General features: G+C 50.7%; 21 protein-coding genes. 6 read left to right on the top strand and 15 right to left on the bottom strand.

The window, feature by feature from the left end:
* Window positions 1-39 precede the first annotated feature (39 nt).
* Entirely contained in the window at window positions 40-2,040 is a 2,001-nt protein-coding gene (gene mnmC, locus HLG76_RS07080; RefSeq protein ID WP_077676741.1) for a bifunctional tRNA (5-methylaminomethyl-2-thiouridine)(34)-methyltransferase MnmD/FAD-dependent 5-carboxymethylaminomethyl-2-thiouridine(34) oxidoreductase MnmC, read from the top strand.
* A gap of 145 nt (window positions 2,041-2,185) precedes the next feature.
* Here mnmC and HLG76_RS07075 read toward each other — a convergent pair whose 3' ends face one another.
* The 4 genes from HLG76_RS07075 to prmB all read right to left on the bottom strand — a co-directional run bounded on the left by HLG76_RS07075 (window position 2,186) and on the right by prmB (window position 5,272).
* Window positions 2,186-2,464, bottom strand: coding sequence for a YfcL family protein (locus tag HLG76_RS07075; RefSeq protein WP_077774073.1), 279 nt, complete (start codon window positions 2,462-2,464; stop codon window positions 2,186-2,188).
* Between the two features lie 10 nt (window positions 2,465-2,474).
* Window positions 2,475-3,020 carry an elongation factor P hydroxylase gene (locus tag HLG76_RS07070; protein ID WP_021023104.1) on the bottom strand — a complete coding sequence of 182 codons (546 nt, stop codon included), beginning with the start codon at window positions 3,018-3,020 and terminating at the stop codon, window positions 2,475-2,477.
* A gap of 96 nt (window positions 3,021-3,116) precedes the next feature.
* Complete coding sequence (gene aroC, locus HLG76_RS07065) at window positions 3,117-4,178, bottom strand: chorismate synthase (protein WP_175993355.1); 1,062 nt, start codon at window positions 4,176-4,178, stop codon at window positions 3,117-3,119.
* Window positions 4,179-4,339: 161 nt separating this feature from the next.
* On the bottom strand, window positions 4,340-5,272 hold the full coding sequence (gene prmB, locus HLG76_RS07060) for a 50S ribosomal protein L3 N(5)-glutamine methyltransferase (protein WP_077660688.1): 933 nt from the start codon (window positions 5,270-5,272) through the stop codon (window positions 4,340-4,342).
* Between the two features lie 121 nt (window positions 5,273-5,393).
* On the opposite strand from prmB, the gene smrB reads away from it, so the two are divergent.
* Window positions 5,394-5,924 (top strand): endonuclease SmrB, encoded by a 531-nt coding sequence (gene smrB, locus HLG76_RS07055; protein WP_021023101.1) that lies wholly within the window; start codon window positions 5,394-5,396, stop codon window positions 5,922-5,924.
* On the opposite strand, the gene sixA is transcribed toward smrB, so the two are convergent.
* Window positions 5,921-6,406, bottom strand: a complete 486-nt coding sequence (gene sixA / locus HLG76_RS07050) for a phosphohistidine phosphatase SixA (RefSeq protein WP_175993354.1) — start codon at window positions 6,404-6,406, stop codon at window positions 5,921-5,923. The two genes, smrB and sixA, sit on opposite strands and share 4 nt — an antisense overlap.
* Before the next feature lie 142 nt (window positions 6,407-6,548).
* On the opposite strand from sixA, the gene HLG76_RS07045 reads away from it, so the two are divergent.
* Window positions 6,549-9,326 carry an insulinase family protein gene (locus tag HLG76_RS07045; RefSeq protein ID WP_175993353.1) on the top strand — a complete coding sequence of 926 codons (2,778 nt, stop codon included), beginning with the start codon at window positions 6,549-6,551 and terminating at the stop codon, window positions 9,324-9,326.
* Between the two features lie 85 nt (window positions 9,327-9,411).
* On the opposite strand, the gene fadJ is transcribed toward HLG76_RS07045, so the two are convergent.
* Both fadJ and fadI read right to left on the bottom strand, forming a co-directional pair.
* A complete protein-coding gene (gene fadJ, locus HLG76_RS07040; RefSeq protein WP_175993352.1) occupies window positions 9,412-11,550 on the bottom strand; it encodes a fatty acid oxidation complex subunit alpha FadJ in 2,139 nt (712 codons plus the stop codon).
* Entirely contained in the window at window positions 11,550-12,860 is a 1,311-nt protein-coding gene (gene fadI / locus HLG76_RS07035; RefSeq protein ID WP_021023097.1) for an acetyl-CoA C-acyltransferase FadI, read from the bottom strand. The genes fadJ and fadI overlap by 1 nt, the downstream gene beginning before the upstream one ends.
* Before the next feature lie 481 nt (window positions 12,861-13,341).
* Between fadI and HLG76_RS07030 the strand changes: the two genes are divergently transcribed.
* From HLG76_RS07030 to HLG76_RS07020, 3 genes are all read left to right on the top strand, one after another.
* Window positions 13,342-13,857 carry a sigma-70 family RNA polymerase sigma factor gene (locus HLG76_RS07030; protein WP_077460328.1) on the top strand — a complete coding sequence of 172 codons (516 nt, stop codon included), beginning with the start codon at window positions 13,342-13,344 and terminating at the stop codon, window positions 13,855-13,857.
* Window positions 13,844-14,542 carry a DUF3379 family protein gene (locus tag HLG76_RS07025; protein WP_077678651.1) on the top strand — a complete coding sequence of 233 codons (699 nt, stop codon included), beginning with the start codon at window positions 13,844-13,846 and terminating at the stop codon, window positions 14,540-14,542. The genes HLG76_RS07030 and HLG76_RS07025 overlap by 14 nt, the downstream gene beginning before the upstream one ends.
* A gap of 314 nt (window positions 14,543-14,856) precedes the next feature.
* Window positions 14,857-16,191: an outer membrane protein transport protein gene (locus HLG76_RS07020; protein ID WP_175993351.1), complete on the top strand. Its 1,335-nt coding sequence runs from the start codon at window positions 14,857-14,859 to the stop codon at window positions 16,189-16,191.
* Window positions 16,192-16,302: 111 nt separating this feature from the next.
* On the opposite strand, the gene HLG76_RS07015 is transcribed toward HLG76_RS07020, so the two are convergent.
* The 8 genes from HLG76_RS07015 to HLG76_RS06980 all read right to left on the bottom strand — a co-directional run bounded on the left by HLG76_RS07015 (window position 16,303) and on the right by HLG76_RS06980 (window position 22,829).
* Window positions 16,303-17,061, bottom strand: a complete 759-nt coding sequence (locus HLG76_RS07015; protein ID WP_021023094.1) for a VacJ family lipoprotein — start codon at window positions 17,059-17,061, stop codon at window positions 16,303-16,305.
* Window positions 17,062-17,135: 74 nt separating this feature from the next.
* On the bottom strand, window positions 17,136-18,347 hold the full coding sequence (ccmI, locus tag HLG76_RS07010; protein WP_175993350.1) for a c-type cytochrome biogenesis protein CcmI: 1,212 nt from the start codon (window positions 18,345-18,347) through the stop codon (window positions 17,136-17,138).
* Window positions 18,344-18,889: a cytochrome c-type biogenesis protein gene (locus HLG76_RS07005; RefSeq protein ID WP_368656348.1), complete on the bottom strand. Its 546-nt coding sequence runs from the start codon at window positions 18,887-18,889 to the stop codon at window positions 18,344-18,346. The genes ccmI and HLG76_RS07005 overlap by 4 nt, the downstream gene beginning before the upstream one ends.
* A complete protein-coding gene (locus HLG76_RS07000; RefSeq protein ID WP_077460323.1) occupies window positions 18,886-19,437 on the bottom strand; it encodes a DsbE family thiol:disulfide interchange protein in 552 nt (183 codons plus the stop codon). Before HLG76_RS07000 ends, HLG76_RS07005 begins: the two co-directional genes overlap by 4 nt.
* Complete coding sequence (locus HLG76_RS06995; RefSeq protein WP_077669129.1) at window positions 19,434-21,407, bottom strand: heme lyase CcmF/NrfE family subunit; 1,974 nt, start codon at window positions 21,405-21,407, stop codon at window positions 19,434-19,436. Before HLG76_RS06995 ends, HLG76_RS07000 begins: the two co-directional genes overlap by 4 nt.
* Window positions 21,404-21,889 (bottom strand): cytochrome c maturation protein CcmE, encoded by a 486-nt coding sequence (ccmE, locus tag HLG76_RS06990; protein ID WP_021023089.1) that lies wholly within the window; start codon window positions 21,887-21,889, stop codon window positions 21,404-21,406. Before ccmE ends, HLG76_RS06995 begins: the two co-directional genes overlap by 4 nt.
* Entirely contained in the window at window positions 21,886-22,092 is a 207-nt protein-coding gene (gene ccmD / locus HLG76_RS06985; protein WP_021023088.1) for a heme exporter protein CcmD, read from the bottom strand. The genes ccmE and ccmD overlap by 4 nt, the downstream gene beginning before the upstream one ends.
* Entirely contained in the window at window positions 22,092-22,829 is a 738-nt protein-coding gene (locus HLG76_RS06980) for a heme ABC transporter permease (protein ID WP_077460321.1), read from the bottom strand. Before HLG76_RS06980 ends, ccmD begins: the two co-directional genes overlap by 1 nt.
* Window positions 22,830-22,851 lie beyond the last annotated feature (22 nt).

The following is a 22,851-nucleotide window of genomic DNA, read 5'->3' as shown; positions in this document are numbered from 1 at the left end:
TACAATTTCCATCTTCTCTTTCCTGTGTATGAGGCATTTGTGAGCACTCCCTCAATCGACCATGCAAAAATCAGCTGGAATGATACAGGTACGCCTGTTGCTGATCAGTTCGACGACGTCTACTTTTCCAATCACGACGGCTTAGCTGAGACGCGCTACGTGTTCCTAGGGCAAAATCAGTTACCCGAACGTTGGCATACGGCAACTCAGTCACGCTTTGTGATTGCAGAAACCGGATTTGGGACCGGGCTAAACTTTCTCGCCACCTGGCATGCCTTTGACCAATTCCGCCATGCTAACCTTGATAGCACCGTCACGCACCTCCACTTTATCAGTTTTGAAAAGTACCCTTTGACCGTAGAAGATCTCGCGCGTGCCCATCAAGCTTGGCCCGAGCTTGCAAACTATGCTGAACAACTTCGCGCCCATTACCCCGTACCGTTAGCGGGTTGTCAACGTATTGTATTAGCTGATGGTCAGATTACACTCGATTTGTGGTTTGGGGATATTAAAGATTGGTTACCACAAGTACCAACAGGTCAGAAAGGGATTGTTGATGCCTGGTATTTAGATGGTTTTGCCCCAAGCAAAAACCCTGAAATGTGGAACCAGGATTTATTTAATGGCATGGCAAGACTTGCGCGAGAGCAGTGTACCTGCGCGACTTTCACCGCGGCCGGCTTTGTCCGCCGTGGACTGATTGACGCCGGCTTTGACATGAAAAAGGTAAAAGGCTTTGGTCACAAGCGAGAAATGTTAGCGGGCGCTTTGCCTGCTCGCCAAGCCACTGCCAGCCATCCACCTTGGTATGCGCGCACATCCGCCGCAACAGCGGATGACATTGCCATTATTGGCGGTGGTATTGCCAGTGCAGCCTTGATTAGCGCATTACTTCAGCGAGGCAAGCAAGTCACGCTTTATTGCCAAGACCCGCAGCCAGCGGCAGGCGCATCCGGAAATCAGCAAGGAGCGGTTTATCCACTCCTTAATGGCAACAACGACAACTTGAGTCAGTTTTTTGCGCCCGCTTTTTTATTTGCTCGGCAGTTTATTCGCCAACAGGCTGAACAAGGCATTGCCTTTGAACATGACTGGTGTGGTGTTACCCAACTAGGCTATGACAAGAAAAGCGCCTCTAAGCTCGAAAAAATGCTCCATGGCGCATTTCCTGAGGCACTGGTCATGCGCGTAAGCCAAGACGCAGTGACAGAAAAAGTGGGGGTAGAAACTGGGCATGCCGGTGTGTTTTACCCGCTGGGCGGCTGGCTCAGTCCGCAACAGTTTACCGCAGGCGTGATTGGTGCCGCTATCACCCGCGGACAGCTAAGCGCGCATTTTGATTGTCACATCAATGCGTTAACACAAACGGATAATGGTTGGACCCTGAGTACCGCCAACGGTGAGCTGTGTCACCAGAACGTGATTATCGCCAATGGGCACCAAGCGGATAACTTTGACCAAACGGCGCCCATTCCGGTTTACCCCGTGCGCGGCCAAGTGAGCCATGTTCCCACCAATGCTGACCTCCGCGCACTGAACACGGTGTTATGTTTTGAGGGCTATTTAACACCGGCAAATCAGGCTGGCGAACATTGCTTAGGCGCAAGCTATGCGCGCAACAATGCCGACCTTGAATTTCAATCGGCCGATCAGGTTGAAAACCAGCAGCGCTTAACCGACTGTATTGACACTGATTGGGCTCATCATGTACCTGTTGCCGAAACAGGACGCGTTGGTGTGCGCTGTGCCAGTCGCGACCACCTGCCATTTATCGGCAATGTGTGTAATTACGACGCACTACTTTGGGCCTACCAAACCCTGCAAAAAGACAAGGAAAAAGCCGGTTCCGTCCCTGTTTACCCTGGGCTATATTGCCTTCTGGGGCTTGGTTCTCGCGGTCTTACCTCCGCGCCTCTCGCCGCAGAAATCCTCGTCGCTCAGTTATGTGATGAGCCCTTGCCTTTGCCACAGTCAGTACTCGATACCCTGCACCCGGGACGCATGTGGGTCCGCAAACTGCTAAAAGGTAAAGCGGTGTAGCGAATGGTTAGTTATATACCGGTAAAAACAAGCAAGTGTGGGTAAAAACAACCAAGCCATCGTCGAGGCGATGGCTTGATAATCACTGGATACCGCAGAACAGGAGTTGAAAAGCGCAGTTATTAATAAGCGCGGTATTGCAGTATTAAGCCGATTTTTCGACTTGTTGCTGAAGCAGATCCCAAAGCGCCCCGACCAAGCGTTGATCGCCCGGTGAGAGTTCACTCGCATTTTTCGACAAGCTAGTGTCCACGCGCGCTTTTAATGACGCCACTTCATCTATGCCCTCTAACTCACAATCCGCAGCCGCCAGCGAGACGTGGCCGCGTAAATAGCCACTCGCAAATAATTCATCGTCTGAGGCAGTGTCTACCATCTCATCGATTAATGCCAAAATGCGTGCTTCATAATCTTGAACTTTCATCTTATTAACCTTAGCTGGGCAACGTAAAGTCATCGGGCCCCAGAGCAGAGACACCGTAAAAGTCTCGCAAGGTATCAGAAAACTGCTTAGCGCGCACGGGCAAAGCCGAGCTTGCCTCTGCGTCAGATAAATAATCAATGACTTGATGACGGACTTTGCCCGCAAAGGCATGGCGATCGGGCTCTACACCACTTAAGTTGTCGCAGCTGACTTGAAAACGAAAGCCACAGCTTGCCGCAAGGATCCACTCTATCGCTTGAGGCTTCACTTCTACCGCTTCAAACGCGGCTTGCGTGTCAGCATCGCGGCCATCAGGGTGATACCAATAGCCATAATCTTCCAGTTGACGGCGTTTCTCACCGGCAATGGTCCAGTGTGCGATTTCGTGTAGCGCTGAGGCAAAAAAACCACGCGCAAAGATCACGCGGTGATGCGGGTGATTTGAATTCGCCGGCAGATAAATAGGCTCATCGCCGCCCAGTAACAGCTCGGTGTTAAAAGTCGCGAGAAAGGTTTGGTTAAACAGTTGAATTAAATCGTGATAGTTATGAGTCATAGGGGAAAGTTACAAACATGCCCCGCCAACAAATGACGGGGGAGCGTCAACAAATAACAAGATACATGAGGTGTGTGTGAATTGGCGGGCCGGCTTTTAACGGCCAACTTGCCCACGATGACGGAGCAAATGGTCCATCAGTACGATTGCCACCATGGCTTCGGCAATCGGCACCGCGCGGATCCCCACACAAGGATCGTGACGGCCTCGCGTCACCACATCGGCAGCGTCACCATGAACATCAATACTCTTACCCGACACTGTGATGCTAGAGGTGGGCTTTAATGCCAAGTGCGCGACCAGTGGCTGCCCTGAAGAGATACCACCAAGAATGCCTCCCGCATGGTTCGAGGCAAACCCGTCCGGGTGGATTTCATCACGATGCTCACTGCCACGCTGATTCACCACGTCAAACCCATCTCCGATTTCGACCCCTTTCACCGCGTTAATCCCCATCAATGCATGGGCAATATCGGCATCTAAACGGTCAAACACCGGCTCGCCAAGGCCGATAGGAAGGTTTTCTGCCACCACGGTGAGCTTGGCACCGATTGAATCTCCGTCTTTTTTCAGTTGACGGATCAGCGCATCCAATTCCTCAAGTTTATTCACATCTGGGCAAAAGAAAGGGTTTTGCTCAACTTGCGCCCAGTCGACGGTATCGATAGTGACCTCGCCCATTTGCGCCAGATAAGCGCGCACTTGAATGCCGTGCTCTTGCGCAAGGTACTTTTTAGCCACCGCACCGGCTGCCACGCGCATGGCTGTCTCACGCGCCGACGAACGACCGCCGCCACGATAATCACGGACGCCATATTTATGGTGATAGGTGAAATCAGCATGGCCTGGACGAAACACATCTTTGATTTTCGAATAATCTTTTGAGCGTTGATCTGTGTTTTCAATCATCAACCCAATCGATGTGCCGGTGGTTTGGCCCTCAAACACGCCAGAGAGAATTTTGACCGCATCGGGCTCACGGCGCTGCGTGGTGTACTTAGACGTGCCCGGCCGGCGACGGTCTAGATCCTGTTGCATGTCTGCTTCCGTCAGCGCTAACCCCGGTGGGCAGCCATCAATAATAGCGCCTAACGCCACGCCATGACTTTCTCCAAAGGTGGTGACGCGAAAAATTTGTCCAATCGTATTGCCTGCCATGCCTTCCTCTGTTTGCCTGATGGGCATTGTTGTGTTTTTGCATACTTTGTTAGCAATTAACCATAAAGCAACCAAAGACGCAAAAAAATCCGCTGACTCGCCCCCTAAATAGAAAAAAGCCAGCACAAGGGCTGGCTAAGTAACACGAGCAAAGGCACGCATTAATCGCGATAAAGGGCAAATTCATCGGCACAGGCGACTAAATCGCGACGCGTAATCATAAAGACACCATGGCCTCCCTGCTCGAATTCAAGCCAATGCAAGGGCAAATGACCATACTGCTCTTGCATATGCACCATGGAGTTGCCCACTTCACAGATCAACACACCGTCTTCGCTAAGATAATCCGGCGCATTGGCAAGCATTCGACGCACTAACTTCAATCCATCCGTCCCCGCGGCGAGGCCCAGCTCTGGCTCATGACGGAACTCATCCGGTAAGTCGTCCATGTCTTCTGCATCGACATAAGGCGGGTTGCTCACAATTAAATCGTATTTGTCTTGTGGCACTTCTTTAAGCAAATCGGAACGGATTGGGATCACTTGCTCTTCCAAGCCGTGATCCTGAATATTGATTTCGGCAACATCGAGCGCATCGGTGGAAATATCAACCGCGTCTATCTCGGCATTGGGGAAGGCGTAAGCACAGGCAATCGCGATACAGCCACTGCCGGTACACAGATCCATTATTCGGTTCGGTGCATGCGGCAAAATACCGGCAAACTCTTGTTGGATGAGCTCACCTATCGGAGAGCGAGGCACCAATACCCGTTCGTCGACAAAGAACTCTAAACCACAGAAATAGGCCTTATTGGTCAAATACGCGACCGGCGTTTTATCGTTAATACGCGCAATCACACGCTCAACAATACGATGCTTTTCACTGGTTGTTAGGCGAGAAAAACGGGTTTCAGACGGGACATCAATAGGAAGATATAAGGTCGGGAGTACCAGCTGAACCGCTTCATCCCAAGCATTGTCAGTGCCATGGCCGTAAAATAACCCTGCCGCATTGAAACGACTGACTGTCCAGCGCAGCATGTCTTGCAGCGTATGTAACTCACTGACCACTTCTTCAGTAAAAATCGTATCCACATTGGCCTCCATCGGCTTCATGCAATTTGGGGTCGCCCTTTGACGCTAGGTCAGTACAATAAGCAGCATTTTGAGCTGGCTGATTGTACAATGAGCCTATTACCTCGGAGACAGTTTTTTTATGAGCAAAAAACCATCGATGACGGAAGAGGAGTTAGCACTATTCCGTGATGCCGTCAAAGGCGCAAAAAAGTTGGAGCAGGATACCATAAACCCGCCACAACGCCAGATGAGCAAACCACGTAAACAACGCCAGTTTGAGCGGCAAAGTAGCGACCATGCCTTTTATTTCTCCGATCAGTTTGAGCCACTTTTAACGGAGTCAGGGCCCATGCACTATGCGCGGCAAGACGTCTCTAAGTACGAAGTCAAACGGCTTCGTCGTGGCGTCTATGTGCCCGATATCTATTTAGATTTACATGGCATGACCCAAACCGAGGCAAAGCGAGAGCTCGGGGCGATGCTCGCCGAGTGCGTCAAAGAGGGGACCGGCTGTGCCAGCGTGATGCACGGCATTGGTAAAGGCATCCTCAAAGAAAAAATCCCCCTCTGGCTCGCCCAGCATCCCAGCGTGATGGCGTTTCATCAAGCGCCACGCGAGTTTGGTGGCGATGCTGCCCTCTTGGTATTAATCGAAGTGCCTGAGCGTTAGCGTCCGAGCTGACGTGGCGACATCAGGGTAGCCAGTGACGCCTGTTGCGTCGCTGTGTCAACGTCAATGATCGCCATTGCCGAGGTGGCAAACATTGGCGGTTGGCCCTCTTTTACCCATTCATTGGTCAAGTAGCCAACCAGCGGTAAATGTGAGATCAACAAAATCACACCGGGATTATCTACCTCTATCATCGCGCTTAGATACGTATGGACCTGATCGCTGTTTCCATACGGCGTAATACCCTCTTCAGTGAGTACTTCGCCAGCGGCAGGCAATAGAGGCGCACATGCTTGCCATGTCTGTTGCGCGCGTAAATAAGGACTGACGAGTACTTTATCAATGGCCTGCCCGTTAAGCTGCTGCTGGAGCCAGGTTGCCATTTGTTGGCTTTGTTGCTCGCCATGCGCGGTCAATCCGCGTTCACTATCAGTGGCCGCGAAAGCTTGTGCTTCGCCATGACGCATTATGATCAATTTCATCGCGTTAATACCCACACTTCTATACTGAGATTTGCTGCATGCTACCAAGGTAAAACACCAAAGACCAAATAAGTGGTTTGCGACTCTGGTCAGTGGTAGTCATACTTAACCTTAACTTATTTACTTTAAAAGTGAGTTGCTTGTGTACGTCAGCCCAAACGACAACAAACACTACCGTTATATCACGCTGCCTAATGCATTACGTGTTTTACTGATCAACGATCCACAGGCGCATCGCAGCGCCGCGGCCTTGTCGGTCAATGTGGGGCACTTTCATGATCCGGTAGACCGACAAGGGCTCGCTCACTTTCTCGAGCACATGCTATTTTTAGGCACTGAGTCTTACCCAGTGATTGGCGATTTTCAGCGATTTATCAGCCAACATGGTGGCCATAACAACGCCTGGACGGGGACAGAAAATACCACCTTCTTTTTCGATATTCGTCCCAATCAGTTCGCCCCCGCCTTAGATCGCTTCAGCGCTTTCTTTATTTCACCGCGTTTCGACGCAGATGCCGTGGATAAAGAACGTCAATCAGTTGACGCTGAATATCGCATGAAGCTCAATGATGATGTGCGACGTATCTATCAAGTTCACAAAGAAACCATTAATCCTCAGCATCCGTTTGCCAAATTCTCCGTCGGTAGTGTAGAAACATTGGCTGACCGTCCGGATCAATCAGTGCGCGATGATTTGATCGCATTTTATCACGCCAATTACAGTGCGAATTTGATGACGGTTGCGCTCACCGGACCACAATCGCTCGATGACCTTGAGGCGCTGGCCCAGCAATATTTTGCCGCGATTGCTAATCATGATTATCCTGTGCTTACCGTTGACGCACCGCTAGTGACCAAGGCCGAGCGCCATCAATGGGTCACCATTGCGCCGCTTAAAGAGGTGCGCAAACTCACCCTCGCTTTCTCCGTGCCAGAAAGCCCTGATCAATATCGTACCAAGCCTTTATCTTACATTGCCCATCTGCTCGGTTATGAAGGCCCGGGTAGCCTGATGTCATTATTAAAAAATAAAGGCTATATCAACACACTCTCAGCAGGCGGCGGGATCAGTGGGCGAGACTTTCGCGAGTTTACACTTGGCTTTGCGCTCACCGAATTGGGCTTAAGCCACATCGACGATATCATCACCCATGTTTTTGAAGCGATCGCATTGATTCGACAGAACGGTGTCCAAGCTTGGCGCTATCAGGAAAAGCGGCAAGTGCAAGAGTTAGCTTTTCACTATCAAGACGCACTTCGCCCTATTGATACCGTGAGTCAGTTGGTCATGAATATGCACCATTACGCACCGGCCGATCTCTTATATGGGGATTATATGATGGCCGACTTCGATCACACTCAAATTCAAACCATGTTGCAGCATATGAGCGTCGATAACGTTCGAGTGATGCTGGTGGCAAAAGGCTTTAGCCATGATCAGCAAGCAGAATGGTATCAAACGCCTTATTCCATCAAACGGTTTTCTGCTAAGCAAATCGCACAATGGAAAACAGACTCGATATCGCCAGCGCTCGCCCTACCGGATCCAAACCCCTACATTGCCGATGCACTGCACCCGCTCCCCGTTGAGCCCGACCAAAGTGACACCCCGCACTTAATCGAGACGTTGCCAGGCTTTCGTCTCTGGTATGGCCAAGAGCCACACTTCCGCGTGCCGAAAGGGCATGTCTATATTGCCATTGATAGCCCACATGCGGTCGCGACGGTTAAAAATATTGTCATGACCCGGCTTAGCGTTGAGATGTTATTAGAAGCATTGAATGAGCAAGCGTATCAGGCCGAAATTGCGGGCATGAATTACAATTTGTATGCGCACCAAGGCGGCGTGACCTTAACCCTCAGTGGCTTTAACGATAAGCAACCTTTATTACTCAAGCTGATTTTACAGCGATTTTCTCAGCGCAGTTTTAATCCCGAACGCTTTGAAACGATTAAAGCGCAGCTAAAACGAAGCTGGGAAAATGCCGAGAAGAATAAACCACTCAGTCAACTATACAACAGCATGACTGGCTTACTACAACCCAATAACCCACCGTATCATGCCCTTTTAAGCGCTTTAGAGACGGTGACGTTGCGCGATCTGCCTGAATTTGTCGAGGCCATGCTCGCTACCCTCCACGTCGATATGTTTGTTTATGGCAATTGGCACCTAAACCATACACAAGCACTGGCCAACACCGTGAAAGATGCGCTACGCGTAGAAGGGCAAGCCTATCAAGAATCAGTACGACCGCTGACCTTGCTCGACGGTGTGGGCACCGTCAGTTATGAGCGCACACTTGGACACGCGGAGTCCGCACTCTTGGTATATTATCAAAGCGCATCTACCGACCCGGAGGCGGTGGCGACCTATACCCTCGCGAACCATCTCATGTCGTCCGCTTTTTTTAACGAATTACGGACTAAACAACAACTTGGTTATATGGTTGGCGCGAACAATTTACCCCTCAATCGTCACCCTGGATTGATTTTCTACGTGCAATCGCCGTTGGCAGGCCCTGAGTTATTAATGGGAGCGATTGACGATTTTTTGAATGCGTTTTTTATGGTGCTCTTGGAGATGAGCGAATCGCGTTGGCAGAGCAGCAAACAGAGCCTACTCGCCCAGGTGCGAGAGCCAGATAATAATTTACGCGCGCGTGCGCAACGTTACTGGATCAGTATTGGCAACAAAGATTATCACTATCAACGTCGCGAGCAAGTGGCCGACGCCATGGCTGAGCTCACACGCGCTGATATGGTACGCTTTGTGGTCAATACCTTAAAACCAAGAACCGCCGATAGACTAGTGATGCACAGCTGTGGCATTGACCACCAAGACGATGCCACCTTAGACGGCGCTTACCCGATTACCGATATTGAGGCTTTCCGCGCACGATGTCGGCGCAGTGAAGACTAACCTACCGTTAAAATATAAAAAAACAGGGCCGCGCTTTGTGGCCCTGTTTTTTTGCTTGGCGCTCGCTCTTTTTTAAGCGACGCGCTTATTCGGTATCGGGATAGAAGACATCGCCTTCTTTCGCCATTGCCAACAGGCGTTCACAAGGCGCAAACCGTTCACCGTAACGATTTTGATGCGCTTGGAGCAAGCTCACCACACGTTCAATACCAATATGATCCATGTAGCGGAACGGTCCGCCCAAAAATGGCGGGAAGCCAATGCCAAAGATCGCACCAATATCGCCATCTCGTGCGGAGCGAATGACGCCCTCGTCGAGGCAACGTGCCGCCTCATTCAGCATCATCAGCGCACAACGCTGGGCCACTTCATGACCCGACAAACTCGCATTGAGTTTAATGTTCAATAAGCTATAGATCTTTTTATCAACCTGCTTACCTTTACTGCCTTTTTTACTGGCATCGTAGCGATAAAAGCCTTTACCGGTTTTACGCCCTTTACGGTCATCATTTAACAGCACATCAAAGACATCCGGCGCTTCAAAGCGCTTACCCAGCTCTTGCGTGAGAATTGGCGCAATTTTAGCCCCGATATCAATCCCCACTTCGTCAAGCAACGTAATAGGACCGACCGGGAAACCAAAGTCGAGCAATGCATTATCGATATGTTCAATCGTTTCGCCAGCCAATAACACACGCGCCGCCTCGTTCATGTACGGGGCAAGAATCCGGTTCACATAGAATCCAGCGCTATCCCCCACCACAATCGGTGTTTTCCCCTGTTTGCGAGCAAGCTCAACCACGGTAGATATCGTCTTATCACTGGTCCCTTGGTGTGGAATTACCTCGACTAAAGGCATTTTTTCCACCGGGCTGAAGTAATGCAAGCCAACAACCTTCTCTGGCCGCTGGCTGCCTTCGACAATTTGGTGGATAGGCAATGAAGAGGTATTGGTGGCAAAAATAGCGTCTTTACTTGTTATCGACTCCATCTCTTGCACCATGCGGTGTTTTAGCGATAAATCTTCAAACACCGCTTCAACCACCACGTCAGCATTCGACAAGGTCGTGGCTTGTGTGTCACCAGACAGTTGCATCATGGTCGCTTGCAACTCAGCTTTACTGATTTGCTTGCGCTTCCGCTTTTTGTTGAGCAACGCGTAACTGTAGCGAAGCGCGTTTAAAATGCCGTCTTCACTGACATCTTTCACTCGCACGGGGTAACCGGCTTTGGCAACGGAGACATGGGCGATGCCCGCCCCCATCAAGCCACCACCGAGAACACCGACTCGTTCAACCTGACCTGGCTCGGCGTCCGCGCCATTTTCTTTTTTCATCGCGGTCGTTGCAAAGAAGAGACTGCGTAATGACTTTGATTCAGGCGTCATCACCAGCTCGCCAAACTGTCGAGCTTCTTCCGCGAAACCTGTTTTTAGTCCTTTATCTAGGCCTTTTTTGACCACCGCTAAGATAGCATCCGCTGCCGGATAATTACCCCGCGTTTTGGCACGCGCTTTTTTACCCGCTTGATCAAAGACGAGGTTACGCCCTACCGAATTTCCGCTTAACATCCAGCTTTGCCATGTCCGGCTCCGTTTCGGCTTGGACTTTTGCGCCAACGCTTCGGCGACATCAAGTAGAACCGTATTCGGAACACAATCATCAATCACGCCGAGTTTTTTCGCTTTCTTCGCCCGAAGCTGCTTACCGGTTAGCATCATGTCCAATGCATCGGGGACGCCTATTAAGCGCGGTAAACGCTGCGTACCGCCCGATCCGGGGAGCAGACCAAGTTGCACCTCCGGCAAACCCAGTCGCGTTTTATCCCAATCAGTAGCAACCCGACTGTGACAGGCAAGAGCTAACTCTAACCCACCGCCTAAACAAGGACCATGAATCGCAGCCACCACATGAAAAGGCAGTTTTTCAATGCGTGAGAACAAGGCTTGTCCTTGCCCCGCTATCTCACTCGCTTGTTCGGCACTTTCACACGCCTCTAGCATGCGCACGTCAGCGCCTGCGACAAAGTTGTCCGGTTTGCCAGAGTGAATCACCAGTCCTTTAATCGATTGATTGCCCTCGAGTTGATCCAGCACCGCTGAAACGCCCTCGACAAAACTCGCTTGCAAGGTGTTCATACTCTCGCCAGGCACATCAATGGTCAGCCAAGCAATGTGATTATCAGCAATCGTTAACGTAAAGGCTTGCGTATTATCGGTTGTCATTATTCTGCCTCCAAGATCATTGCAGCACCTAGCCCACCAGCCGCGCACGCGGTGTTAAGCGCTAATCCTCCACCACGACGTTTCAGCTCACGCAGTGTTTGAGTGATCATGCGCGCGCCTGTAGCAGCAAAGGGGTGGCCGTAAGCAAGCGAGCCGCCCAGCACGTTGAATTTGTCCATATCAATTTCACCGATGGCGCGATCACGATTGAGGTGCTCACGGGCAAAGGTATCAGAGGCAAACATTTTCACATTCGATAGGGTTTGCGCGGCAAACGCTTCGTGCATATCAATTAAGGTGAGATCCGCCAACGTAATCCCCGCGCGGTCTAACGCCATCGGGGTCGCATACGAAGGGCCCATCAACATATCTTTTTGTACGCCAATCGCCGAAAACGCGTAGGAGCGTATATAGCCTAAGACCTCGAGTCCAAGCGCTTTAGCACGGCTTTCTGGCATCATTAGTACTGCCGCCGCACCATCAGTGAGCGGCGTACTGTTTGCCGCGGTCACAGAGCCATGTTTACGGTCAAATGCAGGGCGTAATTTGGCATAATCTTCCAGGGTGGAATGGGGACGCAAGTTATTATCTTGTCCAATCCACGCTTTGTATGGCTCAGGATACGCCGTCATGACTTCATCACTGAGCAAGCCTTCATCCCACGCTTTACTGGCAAGCTGATGAGAACGAAGTGCGAGTGCGTCTTGATCGCCCCGTGAAATTTGATGTGACTTCGCCATTTGCTCAGCGGTCTGCCCCATGCTGAGGCCGGTTGAGTATTCGGCGACGGCCGGTGGTACAGGGGCTAAATCTTTAACCGATAGCTTACTGAGCAGCTTTAAGCGCTTACTCATGGTTTTCGCTTTGCTTAAATCTAACAAGGTACGGGCGAGCTTTTTGCTTACGCCAATCGGCAAGACCGATGACGAATCCGCGCCCCCGGCAATTCCCACTTGGATATTGCCTGCAATCATGCTTTCTGCCACATTGGCGACGGCTTGAAAGCTGGTCGCACAGGCACGGGTGACACTGTAGGCATCGGTGTGAATGTCCATCCCCGTACCCAATACAATTTCTCGCGCAATGTTGGGGGCTTCAGGCATTTGTACTACCTGCCCAAACACCACTTGATCAATGTCTTTTGGGGAAATACTGCTGCGGTTCAGCAGTTCTTGTACCACCATTTTGCCCAAATCAACCGCTGGCACATCAGTGAAAGCGGTTGATTGGCGCGCAAATGGCGTACGCAGCCCAGACACAATGGCAATACGATCGCCATTGCCGGTTTTAAGATGTTGCTGAGACGTCATCACTGCTCCTTAGGATGTTCTACAGGTCTGACCAGGATTGTAACCAAATTGTTACTAGCTTAAAACACCCGTTTTAATTGATTGGTAAGATTGCCAACAAGCGCACAGTTCCGTGTACCCTGTACCGAGAGTGATTTAATAACAGCAGATTGAAAAGAAACTACGGCATAAAAAAAGGGGCTACACGCTAGCGTGAGCCCCAAAAAAGATTGGAAAGCAAAACGATAATCTGGGAAGTGTGCAGTGCTTTTCCCGCACCCAGATCCGAACAGAAAGTCATATCATTCAAAAAGGAAACGCCGTTCACTCAACCTCACGAGTGTCGACACATGGCCGATAACGACAGGGTTAACTTTACCGATTTGCAGGGATTCAATATTGAAACAGATCAAACTTGTGCCGATTTTTCACCTAAGCTGAAATTAAATGACAAATCACTCGGTCTATAGACGGACGCATCGATTAAAAAGGTTCATCCTGCATGACTCGACAAGCCCGCTACGAGGCATTGGTACGCGCTTGGCACCGTGATCTCTACCGGTATGCCTATTGGTTGGCCAAAGATCCACATATCGCCGAAGACTTAGTTCAAGAGACGTGCCTGCGTGCCTGGCGATCCTTGGACAGTTTGCACGACGAGAAGGCAGCGAAAGCCTGGTTGATCACTATTTTGCGCCGAGAAAACGCACGACGTTTTGAGCGCAAACAGCACGATCATATCGATATACAAGACGGAGAATGGGAAGATAAAACCCGTCCCAGCCAAGAAGCTTCAATGGAGCAGCGCTGGTTACATCGACAAATTGCCGCCCTCGCCCCGGAATATCGCGAACCATTGGTGCTCCAAGTGATTGTCGGCTTTAGCGGTGAGGAAATTGCGCAACTGTTAGATTTAAATAAAAACACCGTGATGACACGCTTATTTAGGGCCCGTGCACAACTCAAAGAAGCGCTTGATAATCCAACGGCAGGAGGGCAACAGTATGGACGATCTTGAATTTCGACGCCGTCTTTTGGCCGACCCGTCTGATCCCGAGCTACAGGCATCGAAGGCGGCCTCTCCTCGTCATCAACGCTATGCCGAGGATGTCGCCAATCTCGATAGCAAAATAGACCAAGCGCTTCGCGTTGATGTGCCTGAGGACTTAGCCGATAAAATTCTATTTTCACAAACCAACGATACCGAGCAACCCAAGCGCCGAACTCGCGGGTACCTTGCTATGGCAGCATCCATTGCGTTTGTGTTTGGACTGACACTCGGCCAGTTAAATTGGGGCATTACGACGCCGGATCTAAATCGTACTGCACTGGATCACTACTATCATGAACAGACATTTATTGCGGGCATCAACGAAGCCGCGACGGTTGAGCAAGTGAACGCCAAATTGCAACCTTTTGGAAAAGCCTTCAGTAAGTTGCCAGGCGAGATCACCTATATTAATCATTGCAGCTTTGGTGGCCAACACGCACTGCATATGGTGATGCGAGCCAGCGGGCAGACCTATACGGTGTTTGTGGTGCCATCGGCCAGCCAAGCGCCAGCCGAGAAAAGCGATGGCACAATGCACTCGGTCAGCCTGCCGGTACAATCGGCCAATGTCATCGTGGTGGGCAAGACCAGCGGCCAGGCCGCTCCACTGGCTGAGCAGCTACAGCAACAACTCACGCCCACTGCAATCTAGTATCAAGCTGCGGATAATCAGCGACAGCTTACGCTGTTAACAGACAGGCTCCTGGACAACAAGGTGCCTGTTTTTAGCGACGATTCTCATCATCGACGTTAGCCAACCCGCTAACTCCCCTCTCTTTCGTTACAGCTGTTCGCTGAGTTTCCTTTCACCTGATGCGAATTCCATCAACTTATTAGATTATTCAACTGAAAAATAAAAAATTACAAATTATTATTTTATTTTAATCCATTTTGGCAGCGCTAAATTGATTTGCGCGCACGAGCTTTTACTCTAGGCCTCCCTTTAAACCGCGAACAAGTAAGCAGATGAAAAATAATAAGATCGTTTATCTCGCCGTTGCCACCGCACTCGGCTCGCTTTCCACCACCGCCCACAGCGCGGGTTTTCAGTTAGCAGAAACCTCAGCAACCGGCCTTGGTCGTGCCTTTGCCGGTGAAGCCGCAATGGCCGATAACGCCAGTGCGCAATTTCGCAACCCTGCCCTGCTCAGCTATTTGGCGGACACCCAGGTATCAGCGGGTGGCATCTACGTGAATCCCAACGTCGATATTGATGGACAAAACTCTTCAACTGGCCCCACATCAACCGATGATGTCGCCCATGATGCCGTGATCCCTAACTTTTACTTTTCGCATCAACTCGACGACCGCTTGACCGCGGGCATCGCGCTGGCCACCAACTTTGGCATGGAAACTGATTTAGGCAACGACTTTACTGGCACCCAGTTTGGTAACGAAGCGGCGGTCACTACTTTTGAAATCAACCCAAACCTTGCCTGGAAGGCCACCGACCAGTTGCGTATTGGCGCCGGTATCCGTTATGTGCTGGGGGAAGGCAGTATTGGGGCGAAAACAAACACTGACGGCAGTATGGTTACCAAGCTGGGAAAACTACCTGTAAATGAAGGAACAACCCTCAAATATATGGAAGGCGATGATCGTGCATGGGGCTGGCAATTGGGTGCCGTGTACGACATCAATGATAAGAATCGCATTGGCGTCAATTATCGCTCGGAAGTGAATCTGACGTTAGATGGACATGCTGAAGGGTTAACCTACAATATAAACCCCAATGGCTCAGGCTCCCCCTTCAGCAATACACACTACGCGGGCAGCATGGATCTTACTCTCCCCGCCACCGCAGAGCTATCATCCCTGCATCAGCTGACTGAGCAATGGGCGGTACATACCAGCCTTAATTGGACCGAGTGGAGCAGCTTTGACAAGTTAGAGGCAGATATTCCATCGCTGTCTAGTGACCCACAAATGGTCAAAGTCGAAAACTGGGAAGATAACTACCGCTTTGCGATCGGCACCACGTATCAGTGGGATCAACAGCTAACACTGCGCTCAGGTATTGCCTATGACACCTCGGCAGTCAGTGATCAAAACCGTACCCTGACCATCCCAGAAACCGATCGTACCTGGTTAAGCGTGGGTGCTGGCTATGAGATGACGCCACAGCTCACCCTAGACGCGGCCTTTACCTATGTCTTTGCCAAAGACGCCCCGGTAAAAGAGCCCCGTGATGGTATTGATTCGCTATCTGAAGATGTTGCAGCTCAGGCGTTCGGAAGTTTTGAAGGCGAAACCACCGGTAATGTGTGGTTAGTCGGCGTGCAGGCCAGCTATCGTTTTTAAGTGCTAGATCAATAAACGCTCGCCAGTCGATACGAGTGATTAAATAAAAACACCACGGTGTCGCCGTGGTGTTTTTTTGATCACGCTTATCCTCAACGAGATCACGTTAACTTACGGTGCAGCGTCGATATCATCGATAAAGTCATCGAGAAACTCATCATTCAAGGCCGGTTGTTGCTCTAACGCCTCATCTCCTTTGGCACGATAGCGACGATTTTGCAGATAAGCCTCACGCGCAAACGCATAAGGGTCTGGCGAGTTGTCCAGCTGTGATTCTTGCGATACCAAGGCCGCTCGTGATTCCATGCCATCAAACATCCACTTTAACGCCGACTGCGGCAAGGTCAGTAATGCCAGTGGCGGGTATAAGCCATCGACCACTTCGCCGGCGCCTTCTCTGACCGACGTGGGACCATAACCCGGCAGCATAATATAGGCGCCCGTGCCGACATCATAGTGCCCCATCGCATCGCCAAACTCACGTTGGTCGTATTGCTGAATATCGGCTGCAGAGGCGATATCAATTAAGCCACCCAAGCCAAACAAGGTGTTAATCCAAAAGCGGTTAAAATGGGTGACCGCTTTTTCGCCTTCTAGCATCAGCACGCTATTTAAAAAACTGGCTGGCTCTTCTAGGTTACCCAAAAAATTGGAAATCCCGGTGCGCATTGGACTCGGTACATAATCGACGTAGGCGATCGAAACCGGACGCGCAACATAGGGATCAAGGTAATCGTAATTTACTGTCCACATCGCACGGTTAAATCCTTCTAATGGATCATCGGGGTGCGGCTCGGCACCCGGTGGGCGTGACGCACACCCTGCGACAAGACCTAATATAAGCGCCATTAAACACAGACGTTTCCACATCAAATGGGATTCCTCTATAAAATGAAAGGCTGGGAATGCCCAGCCTTAGTAACAATCTGTCTATTTTGTCTTGGTTACTGCTGTTTGTCGATAACCAGTTCAACCCCTTCGCTTAAGGCCACCGGATCACTGACGCCCACCCAGTCGCCTTGCTTAGTCGCGACATTGCCATCTCGGTCAATACGCGCTTTGATCACCAAGGTATCAAGCGAGGAAAGTGCCTGCACCGGGTTCAAACTGTCGCTATCAGCCAAGGCCAGTGAAACCGGAAACTTAGACAGTGGGAGACGCTTAGCGGCAATCGGCATCGCCGCGTCAGCCGATGCATGCGCGGAAATGATCAGCACGCCATCCTCGGGTAATTTAACCTGCTCCCCCAGTTTCACCGTGATCGCTATCTTGGCTCCTGCGGCACTGTTGAGGGCAAGCTGGGCACGGGCAATCGACTGATCAAGGGTTTGGTTACGCGGGTCGTCTTTGCCAATCAAGGTTTTCATCGCATTCCAGGTCGCGATGGCATCTTGATAACGGCCTTGCTCGAACGCCTGGTAGGCCAGTAACGACATCGCCTGTAGATTAAAGGGATCTTTTTTCACCACAGATTTTAATAAATTCTGCGCTCGGGCACTGTCTGCCTCATCACCTGCAAACAGCAAGGCTTGCGCCAACCCCACTTGAATATCGGATTGCGAGGGTGCCAAGGCATAAGCTTTTTCCATCGCCCCTTTGGCGGTTTCGCCATCCCGATTGGCCAAGCCAATACGTCCGAGCAACAACCAACCGGTGCTGTCTTGCGGCTCGTGCTGTAAGCGGGTCCGCAACGCCAAGGTAAGATCTTGCATCTCTTGCTGAGTTAATGGCTTCTCACCCTCGAGTAACCGCTTTGATAGCTCGGGCAACTGTTTGGCGGTTTGCTGCCACTGCGCGACCTGATTCGCACTCCCTTCAATGCCATATAACCCAAAACTCACTATCGCAAGCACAATAAGCCCCGGCACCCATTGCATTGGCGTTAAGCGCAAATGACGAGCCTGCTTGGCTTTTTCTTTTTCAGGGATATCGTCCAACAAGGATTGTTGCAAATCCTGCGTTAGGTCCTGCTCATTATCAATCAGCCCTTCGGCACCCTCAGACTGGATTTCTTCAACCCGGTCATAATAAAAGGCTTTGTTAAGTGCATCCCGGCTGGCTTGATGGTCGTGTTCGCTTTTTTGCCAAAGGGGCCAGAGAAACATCACCGCGCCAAGTACAAAAAACACCAAGGTGGCGCCCCAAAACTCAATCATTTTGGCTCCTTTTTCTGTTCGGTTGATCCATGCTCAGCGGATACTTTAGGCTCTGCGTCGGTCGTTTTTTCTGAGGCTAAGGTCGCTTTTTCTGAAGCTAATAACGCATCAAGCCGTTGTTGTTCTTCATCACTGAACGCCTCATTCAGCGTGTGTTTGGCTCGGCGACTGCGCACGACCATTAATCCAAGCCCCGTGAGCATGACCAGTGCAGGCGCAAGCCATAAAACTATGGTGGAGGCAGTCAATGGCGGATTATAGGTCACAAAATTGCCATAGCGTGCAATCATAAAGCTGCGAATTTCATCGTCAGTACGCCCTTGCTGCAGCATTTGATGGACTTTTTGCCGTAAGTCTTGCGCCAATTCGGCATTGGAATCAGCAATGCTATTGTTCTGACACTTAGGACACCGTAACTCACTGGTGAGGGCGCGAAAACGCGCCTCTTGTTTGGCCGAATCAAACTGATAGACATCAATCGCATTGGCAAATGCTAAGGTCGCACCGGCCCACAATAGGATAATCATGATCACTTTTTTCACGATCCCTCCTCCTGCAATGCGTCAAATTTAGGCTTTAAGGTTTCTTGCCAATTACGTGCGTTAACATCCCCCACGTGCCGGTATTGAATGATGCCGTTGGCATCGATCAGAAAGGTTTCTGGCGCGCCATATACCCCTAAATCAAGCCCTAGCATGCCATCGCCATCGTATAGACTGATCTGGTAAGGATTGCCAAGATTATTCAACCATTTTACCGCTTTGCCGCGATCATCTTTGTAGTTGAGTCCAATGATTTTGACCCCTTGCGACGCCAGTTTATTGAGAAACTGATGCTCGGCATAACAGGTAGGGCACCAAGTCGCCCATACGTTTAACAGTAAAGGCTCACCATTAAAAATAGCCTGGTCATACACTTTGCCCGGCGTTTGCAAATCTTCGAGATGAAAAGCGGGCACCGGCTTGCCTACCAACACCGATTCAAGCTTGGTGGGATCGTCTCCTTGCGCATTTTTATCGAGCTGGGCGACAAAAAAGCCAGCGAGAGCAACAAAGGCGAGTAACGGGAGAAACCACAGTAACTTCTTCATCCTTTCGCCTCCGATGTCGCAGTTGATGAGATCGATTTACGACGAAAGCGGTAGCGCTTATCACTGATCGCTAACGCGCCGCCGAGTGCCATCACGATGGCACCAAACCAAATCCAACGGACAAAAGGTTTGTAATAAAGCCGCATCGCCCAAGCGCCATCCGGCAATTCTTCACCCATAGCAATGTAGAGATCTCGGGTTAAACCGCGATCGATGGTTGCTTCTGTCATCATCGAACTCTGAACCGAATAAAAACGCTTTTCTGCTTCTAAATGATTGATAAAGCGCTCGCCATGGTACACATCAAAGGATGCCACATAAGCTTGATAGTTCGGTCCTTGCTTTTCCGACAAGTCAGTAAAGTTAAAGGTATACCCTTGCAGCGTGACACTGCTTCCTGGCGCCATTTTAACGTCACGTTCAATATCATAATTTTCCACCATGGCTACACCGATGATGGTAATGGCTAAGCCAATGTGTCCCAACACCATCGCCCAGTGACTGCGCCCTAACTTTTTGATCCCGACACGGAATGGATGCCGATGCGTGGCGCGTAAATGTAGCTCATAGCCATGCAAGAAGGTAATCCACAACGCCATGGTGACCCCCATGGCCGCCATCGCTTTAAAGCTATCAGCCAATAAGGCAATGGACCCAATCCCCAAAGCGACCGCCGCGATCCCGCTTGCGAGCATGGGTTTGGCGAGAGTGGAAAGCTTATCGCGCTTCCAACGGATTAAGGGGCCAATCCCTAAGAAAAAGGCGAAAGGCAGCATTAGCCATGCGAACAAAAAGTTAAAGAAAGGTTCGCCAATAGAGACCGATCCTAACCCAATTTGTTTGTGCACCAAGGGAAGCAAGGTGCCGATTAAGACTATCACCAACGCGGTCATCAACAAGGTATTGTTAACCAACAAAGCGTTCTCGCGTGAAATGAGCGACACCTTGGTGTTCCCTCGAATTTCTGAGGCGCGCAACGCATAGAGCAACAATGAACCACCAATCACCACCACCAGGAAGCCAAGAATAAATAGCCCTCGCGCCGGATCGGACGCAAAAGAATGTACCGAGACCAAGACGCCTGAGCGCACTAGGAAAGTACCTAACAAGCTTAATGAGAATGCGGATATCGCCAATAATACGGTCCAGGCTTTAAAGGTGCCCCGTTTTTCGGTCACTGCCAGCGAGTGCATTAATGCCGTCCCAGCAAGCCACGGCATAAACGACGCGTTTTCGACCGGATCCCAAAACCACCAGCCTCCCCAGCCCAGTTCGTAATACGCCCACCAGGAGCCAAGTGCGATCCCAAGGGTAAGAAATAGCCAAGCGGCCGTAGTCCAAGGTCGTGACCAACGCGCCCAGGCGGTATCTAAGCGACCGGCCAACAATGAGCCAATCGCAAAAGCAAACGCAACCGAGAAGCCCACATAACCCATATACAAAATCGGTGGGTGGACAATAAGTCCTGGGTCTTGCAGCAATGGGTTTAAATCACGCCCGTCGACAGGAAAGTAAGGTAAGGTGCGATCAAAGGGATTGGACGTTAGAATAATAAAGAGTAAAAAGCCAACCGAAATCATCCCCATGACGGCTAAAACGCGCGCGACAGAGGACAGCGGCATGCCGCGACTAAACACAGCCACCGCTACCGTCCACAGTGCTTGCACCAACACCCAAAGTAATAATGAGCCCTCGTGAGCGCCCCATACCGCAGTGAGGCGATAGTACCAAGGCAGTGCACTGTTGGAGTTACTGGCGACGTAAGCTACCGTAAAGTCATTGGTGTAAAAGGCCCAACTCAAGGCGATAAAAGAAAACAGCAACATGGCAAACATGCCCACAGACAGTGGTCGTGCCATTTTCATCATGCCTTCATGCCCTTTACTCGCCCCATAGAGGGGATAAAAACTTAAAAGTAGCGCCAGCCCCAGGGCGAGGATTAACGCATAATGCCCGAGCTCAACAATCATAACTGACTACCTTGTTTTTGCTCCTCGGTATATTCAAGTGGCTGATGGTTTTTCTCCATCGCCTCCGCGATTTCTGGCGGCATATATTCTTCATCGTGCTTAGCCAGTACTTCACTCGCTTTCACCGTACGCGAATCAACAAGTACCCCTTGCGCGACAATGCCTTGTCCTTCTCGAAATAAGTCCGGCAAGATCCCCTCATAGGTCACAGTGACGGCAGGGCCTACATCGGCGACATCAAACTGAATTTGCAAAGACTCCTGATCGCGTTTCACCGAGCCTTCTACCACCATACCGCCGATACGAAGACGCTGACCGACTGTTGGCTTGGTCCCATCGGGTTTGCCTTGCACGATTTCAGTGGGGGTATAGAACAAGTCCATATTCTGATTCAAGGCGTAAACAACGAGCCCAATCGTGGTCGAGGCGCCAAGAACCAAAGCAAGGGTAATCCACAATCGTTTCTTACGTCGGGGCGTCATAAGGTATTCTCCAGTGATTGAGCGTCTTTTATTCGCTGCTCTCGTGCGATTTGTTGTTTAACGGCTTGCAGGCGTTTGTTGTGAGTACGGTGATAACCGATAATCAGCGCAATCATCGCACCCGCGGTGATACCAAACGCACTCCACACATAGGCGGCATAGCCCCCCATGGATAAAAACGCACTGATACTATCAAAATGCATTAGTGGTCCTCCGCCAGCGCACGGACCCAAGGTCGATGAGACTCACGTAACAAAATTTGATTACGCAGCCCCATCAAGGTCAGGGCGATAAAAAAGCAAGCGAAACCCAGCAGGCAAACCAATAGCGGCCATAGCATGCCAGGATCGATAGACGGCCGAGCGAACTTAGTGATGGTGGCGCCTTGATGTAAGGTGTTCCACCACTCTACCGAGAAGTGAATAATAGGAAGATTAATCACGCCGACCATGGCTAAAATACCGGCGGCTTGTGAGGCAGTACGCGCATCATCGAACGCGTTGTAAAGTGCCATCACACCGATATAAAGGAACAGCAAAATCAACTCAGACGTGAGTCGGGCATCCCAGACCCACCAGGCGCCCCACATCGGCTTACCCCAAATTGCGCCGGTCACCAACGCTATAAAGGTAAAAACGGCCCCAACAGGCGCAATGGCACCCACGGCCCAATCGGCCATTTTAATCTGCCAGACTCGACCGATAAAAGCGGCTATCGCCATTGACATATATGCACCCATCGACCAGATTGCGGCCGGCACGTGGATATAGATAATGCGAAAACTATCGCCTTGTTGATAATCTGCGGGCGCGAACGCCAGCCCCCATATATTTCCGATCATTAAGCTCAGCCCAGCCAGCACGGCAAACCAAGGGAGCAAAGTCCCACAGAGCCGATAACTCACTTCAGGTTTTGCGTAAGGGTGAAGCCACTTCCACATGACAATTGCTCTACTTCCTGAT

It is taken from the genome of Salinivibrio sp. EAGSL, assembly GCF_013366455.1.
Taxonomy (GTDB): domain Bacteria; phylum Pseudomonadota; class Gammaproteobacteria; order Enterobacterales; family Vibrionaceae; genus Salinivibrio; species Salinivibrio costicola.
Note: the sequence above shows the minus strand (reverse complement) of the source record. Positions and strands in the feature narration are given on the sequence as shown.

Bases quoted from the DNA above. Each gene is read 5' to 3' on its own strand.
- HLG76_RS06980 (WP_077460321.1), bottom strand. From the start codon at position 22,829: ATGTGGAAGTGGCTTCACCCTTACGCAAAACCTGAAGTGAGTTATCGG.
- HLG76_RS07070 (WP_021023104.1), bottom strand. From the start codon at position 3,020: ATGACTCATAACTATCACGATTTAATTCAACTGTTTAACCAAACCTTT.
- HLG76_RS07020 (WP_175993351.1), top strand. From the start codon at position 14,857: ATGAAAAATAATAAGATCGTTTATCTCGCCGTTGCCACCGCACTCGGC.
- HLG76_RS07025 (WP_077678651.1), top strand. From the start codon at position 13,844: ATGGACGATCTTGAATTTCGACGCCGTCTTTTGGCCGACCCGTCTGAT.
- HLG76_RS07030 (WP_077460328.1), top strand. From the start codon at position 13,342: ATGACTCGACAAGCCCGCTACGAGGCATTGGTACGCGCTTGGCACCGT.
- smrB (WP_021023101.1), top strand. From the start codon at position 5,394: ATGAGCAAAAAACCATCGATGACGGAAGAGGAGTTAGCACTATTCCGT.
- HLG76_RS07000 (WP_077460323.1), bottom strand. From the start codon at position 19,437: ATGAAGAAGTTACTGTGGTTTCTCCCGTTACTCGCCTTTGTTGCTCTC.
- HLG76_RS07075 (WP_077774073.1), bottom strand. From the start codon at position 2,464: ATGAAAGTTCAAGATTATGAAGCACGCATTTTGGCATTAATCGATGAG.
- HLG76_RS07015 (WP_021023094.1), bottom strand. From the start codon at position 17,061: ATGTGGAAACGTCTGTGTTTAATGGCGCTTATATTAGGTCTTGTCGCA.
- ccmD (WP_021023088.1), bottom strand. From the start codon at position 22,092: ATGCATTTTGATAGTATCAGTGCGTTTTTATCCATGGGGGGCTATGCC.
- aroC (WP_175993355.1), bottom strand. From the start codon at position 4,178: ATGGCAGGCAATACGATTGGACAAATTTTTCGCGTCACCACCTTTGGA.
- sixA (WP_175993354.1), bottom strand. From the start codon at position 6,406: ATGAAATTGATCATAATGCGTCATGGCGAAGCACAAGCTTTCGCGGCC.
- HLG76_RS06995 (WP_077669129.1), bottom strand. From the start codon at position 21,407: ATGATTGTTGAGCTCGGGCATTATGCGTTAATCCTCGCCCTGGGGCTG.
- ccmI (WP_175993350.1), bottom strand. From the start codon at position 18,347: ATGATTGAGTTTTGGGGCGCCACCTTGGTGTTTTTTGTACTTGGCGCG.
- fadI (WP_021023097.1), bottom strand. From the start codon at position 12,860: ATGACGTCTCAGCAACATCTTAAAACCGGCAATGGCGATCGTATTGCC.
- ccmE (WP_021023089.1), bottom strand. From the start codon at position 21,889: ATGACGCCCCGACGTAAGAAACGATTGTGGATTACCCTTGCTTTGGTT.
- fadJ (WP_175993352.1), bottom strand. From the start codon at position 11,550: ATGACAACCGATAATACGCAAGCCTTTACGTTAACGATTGCTGATAAT.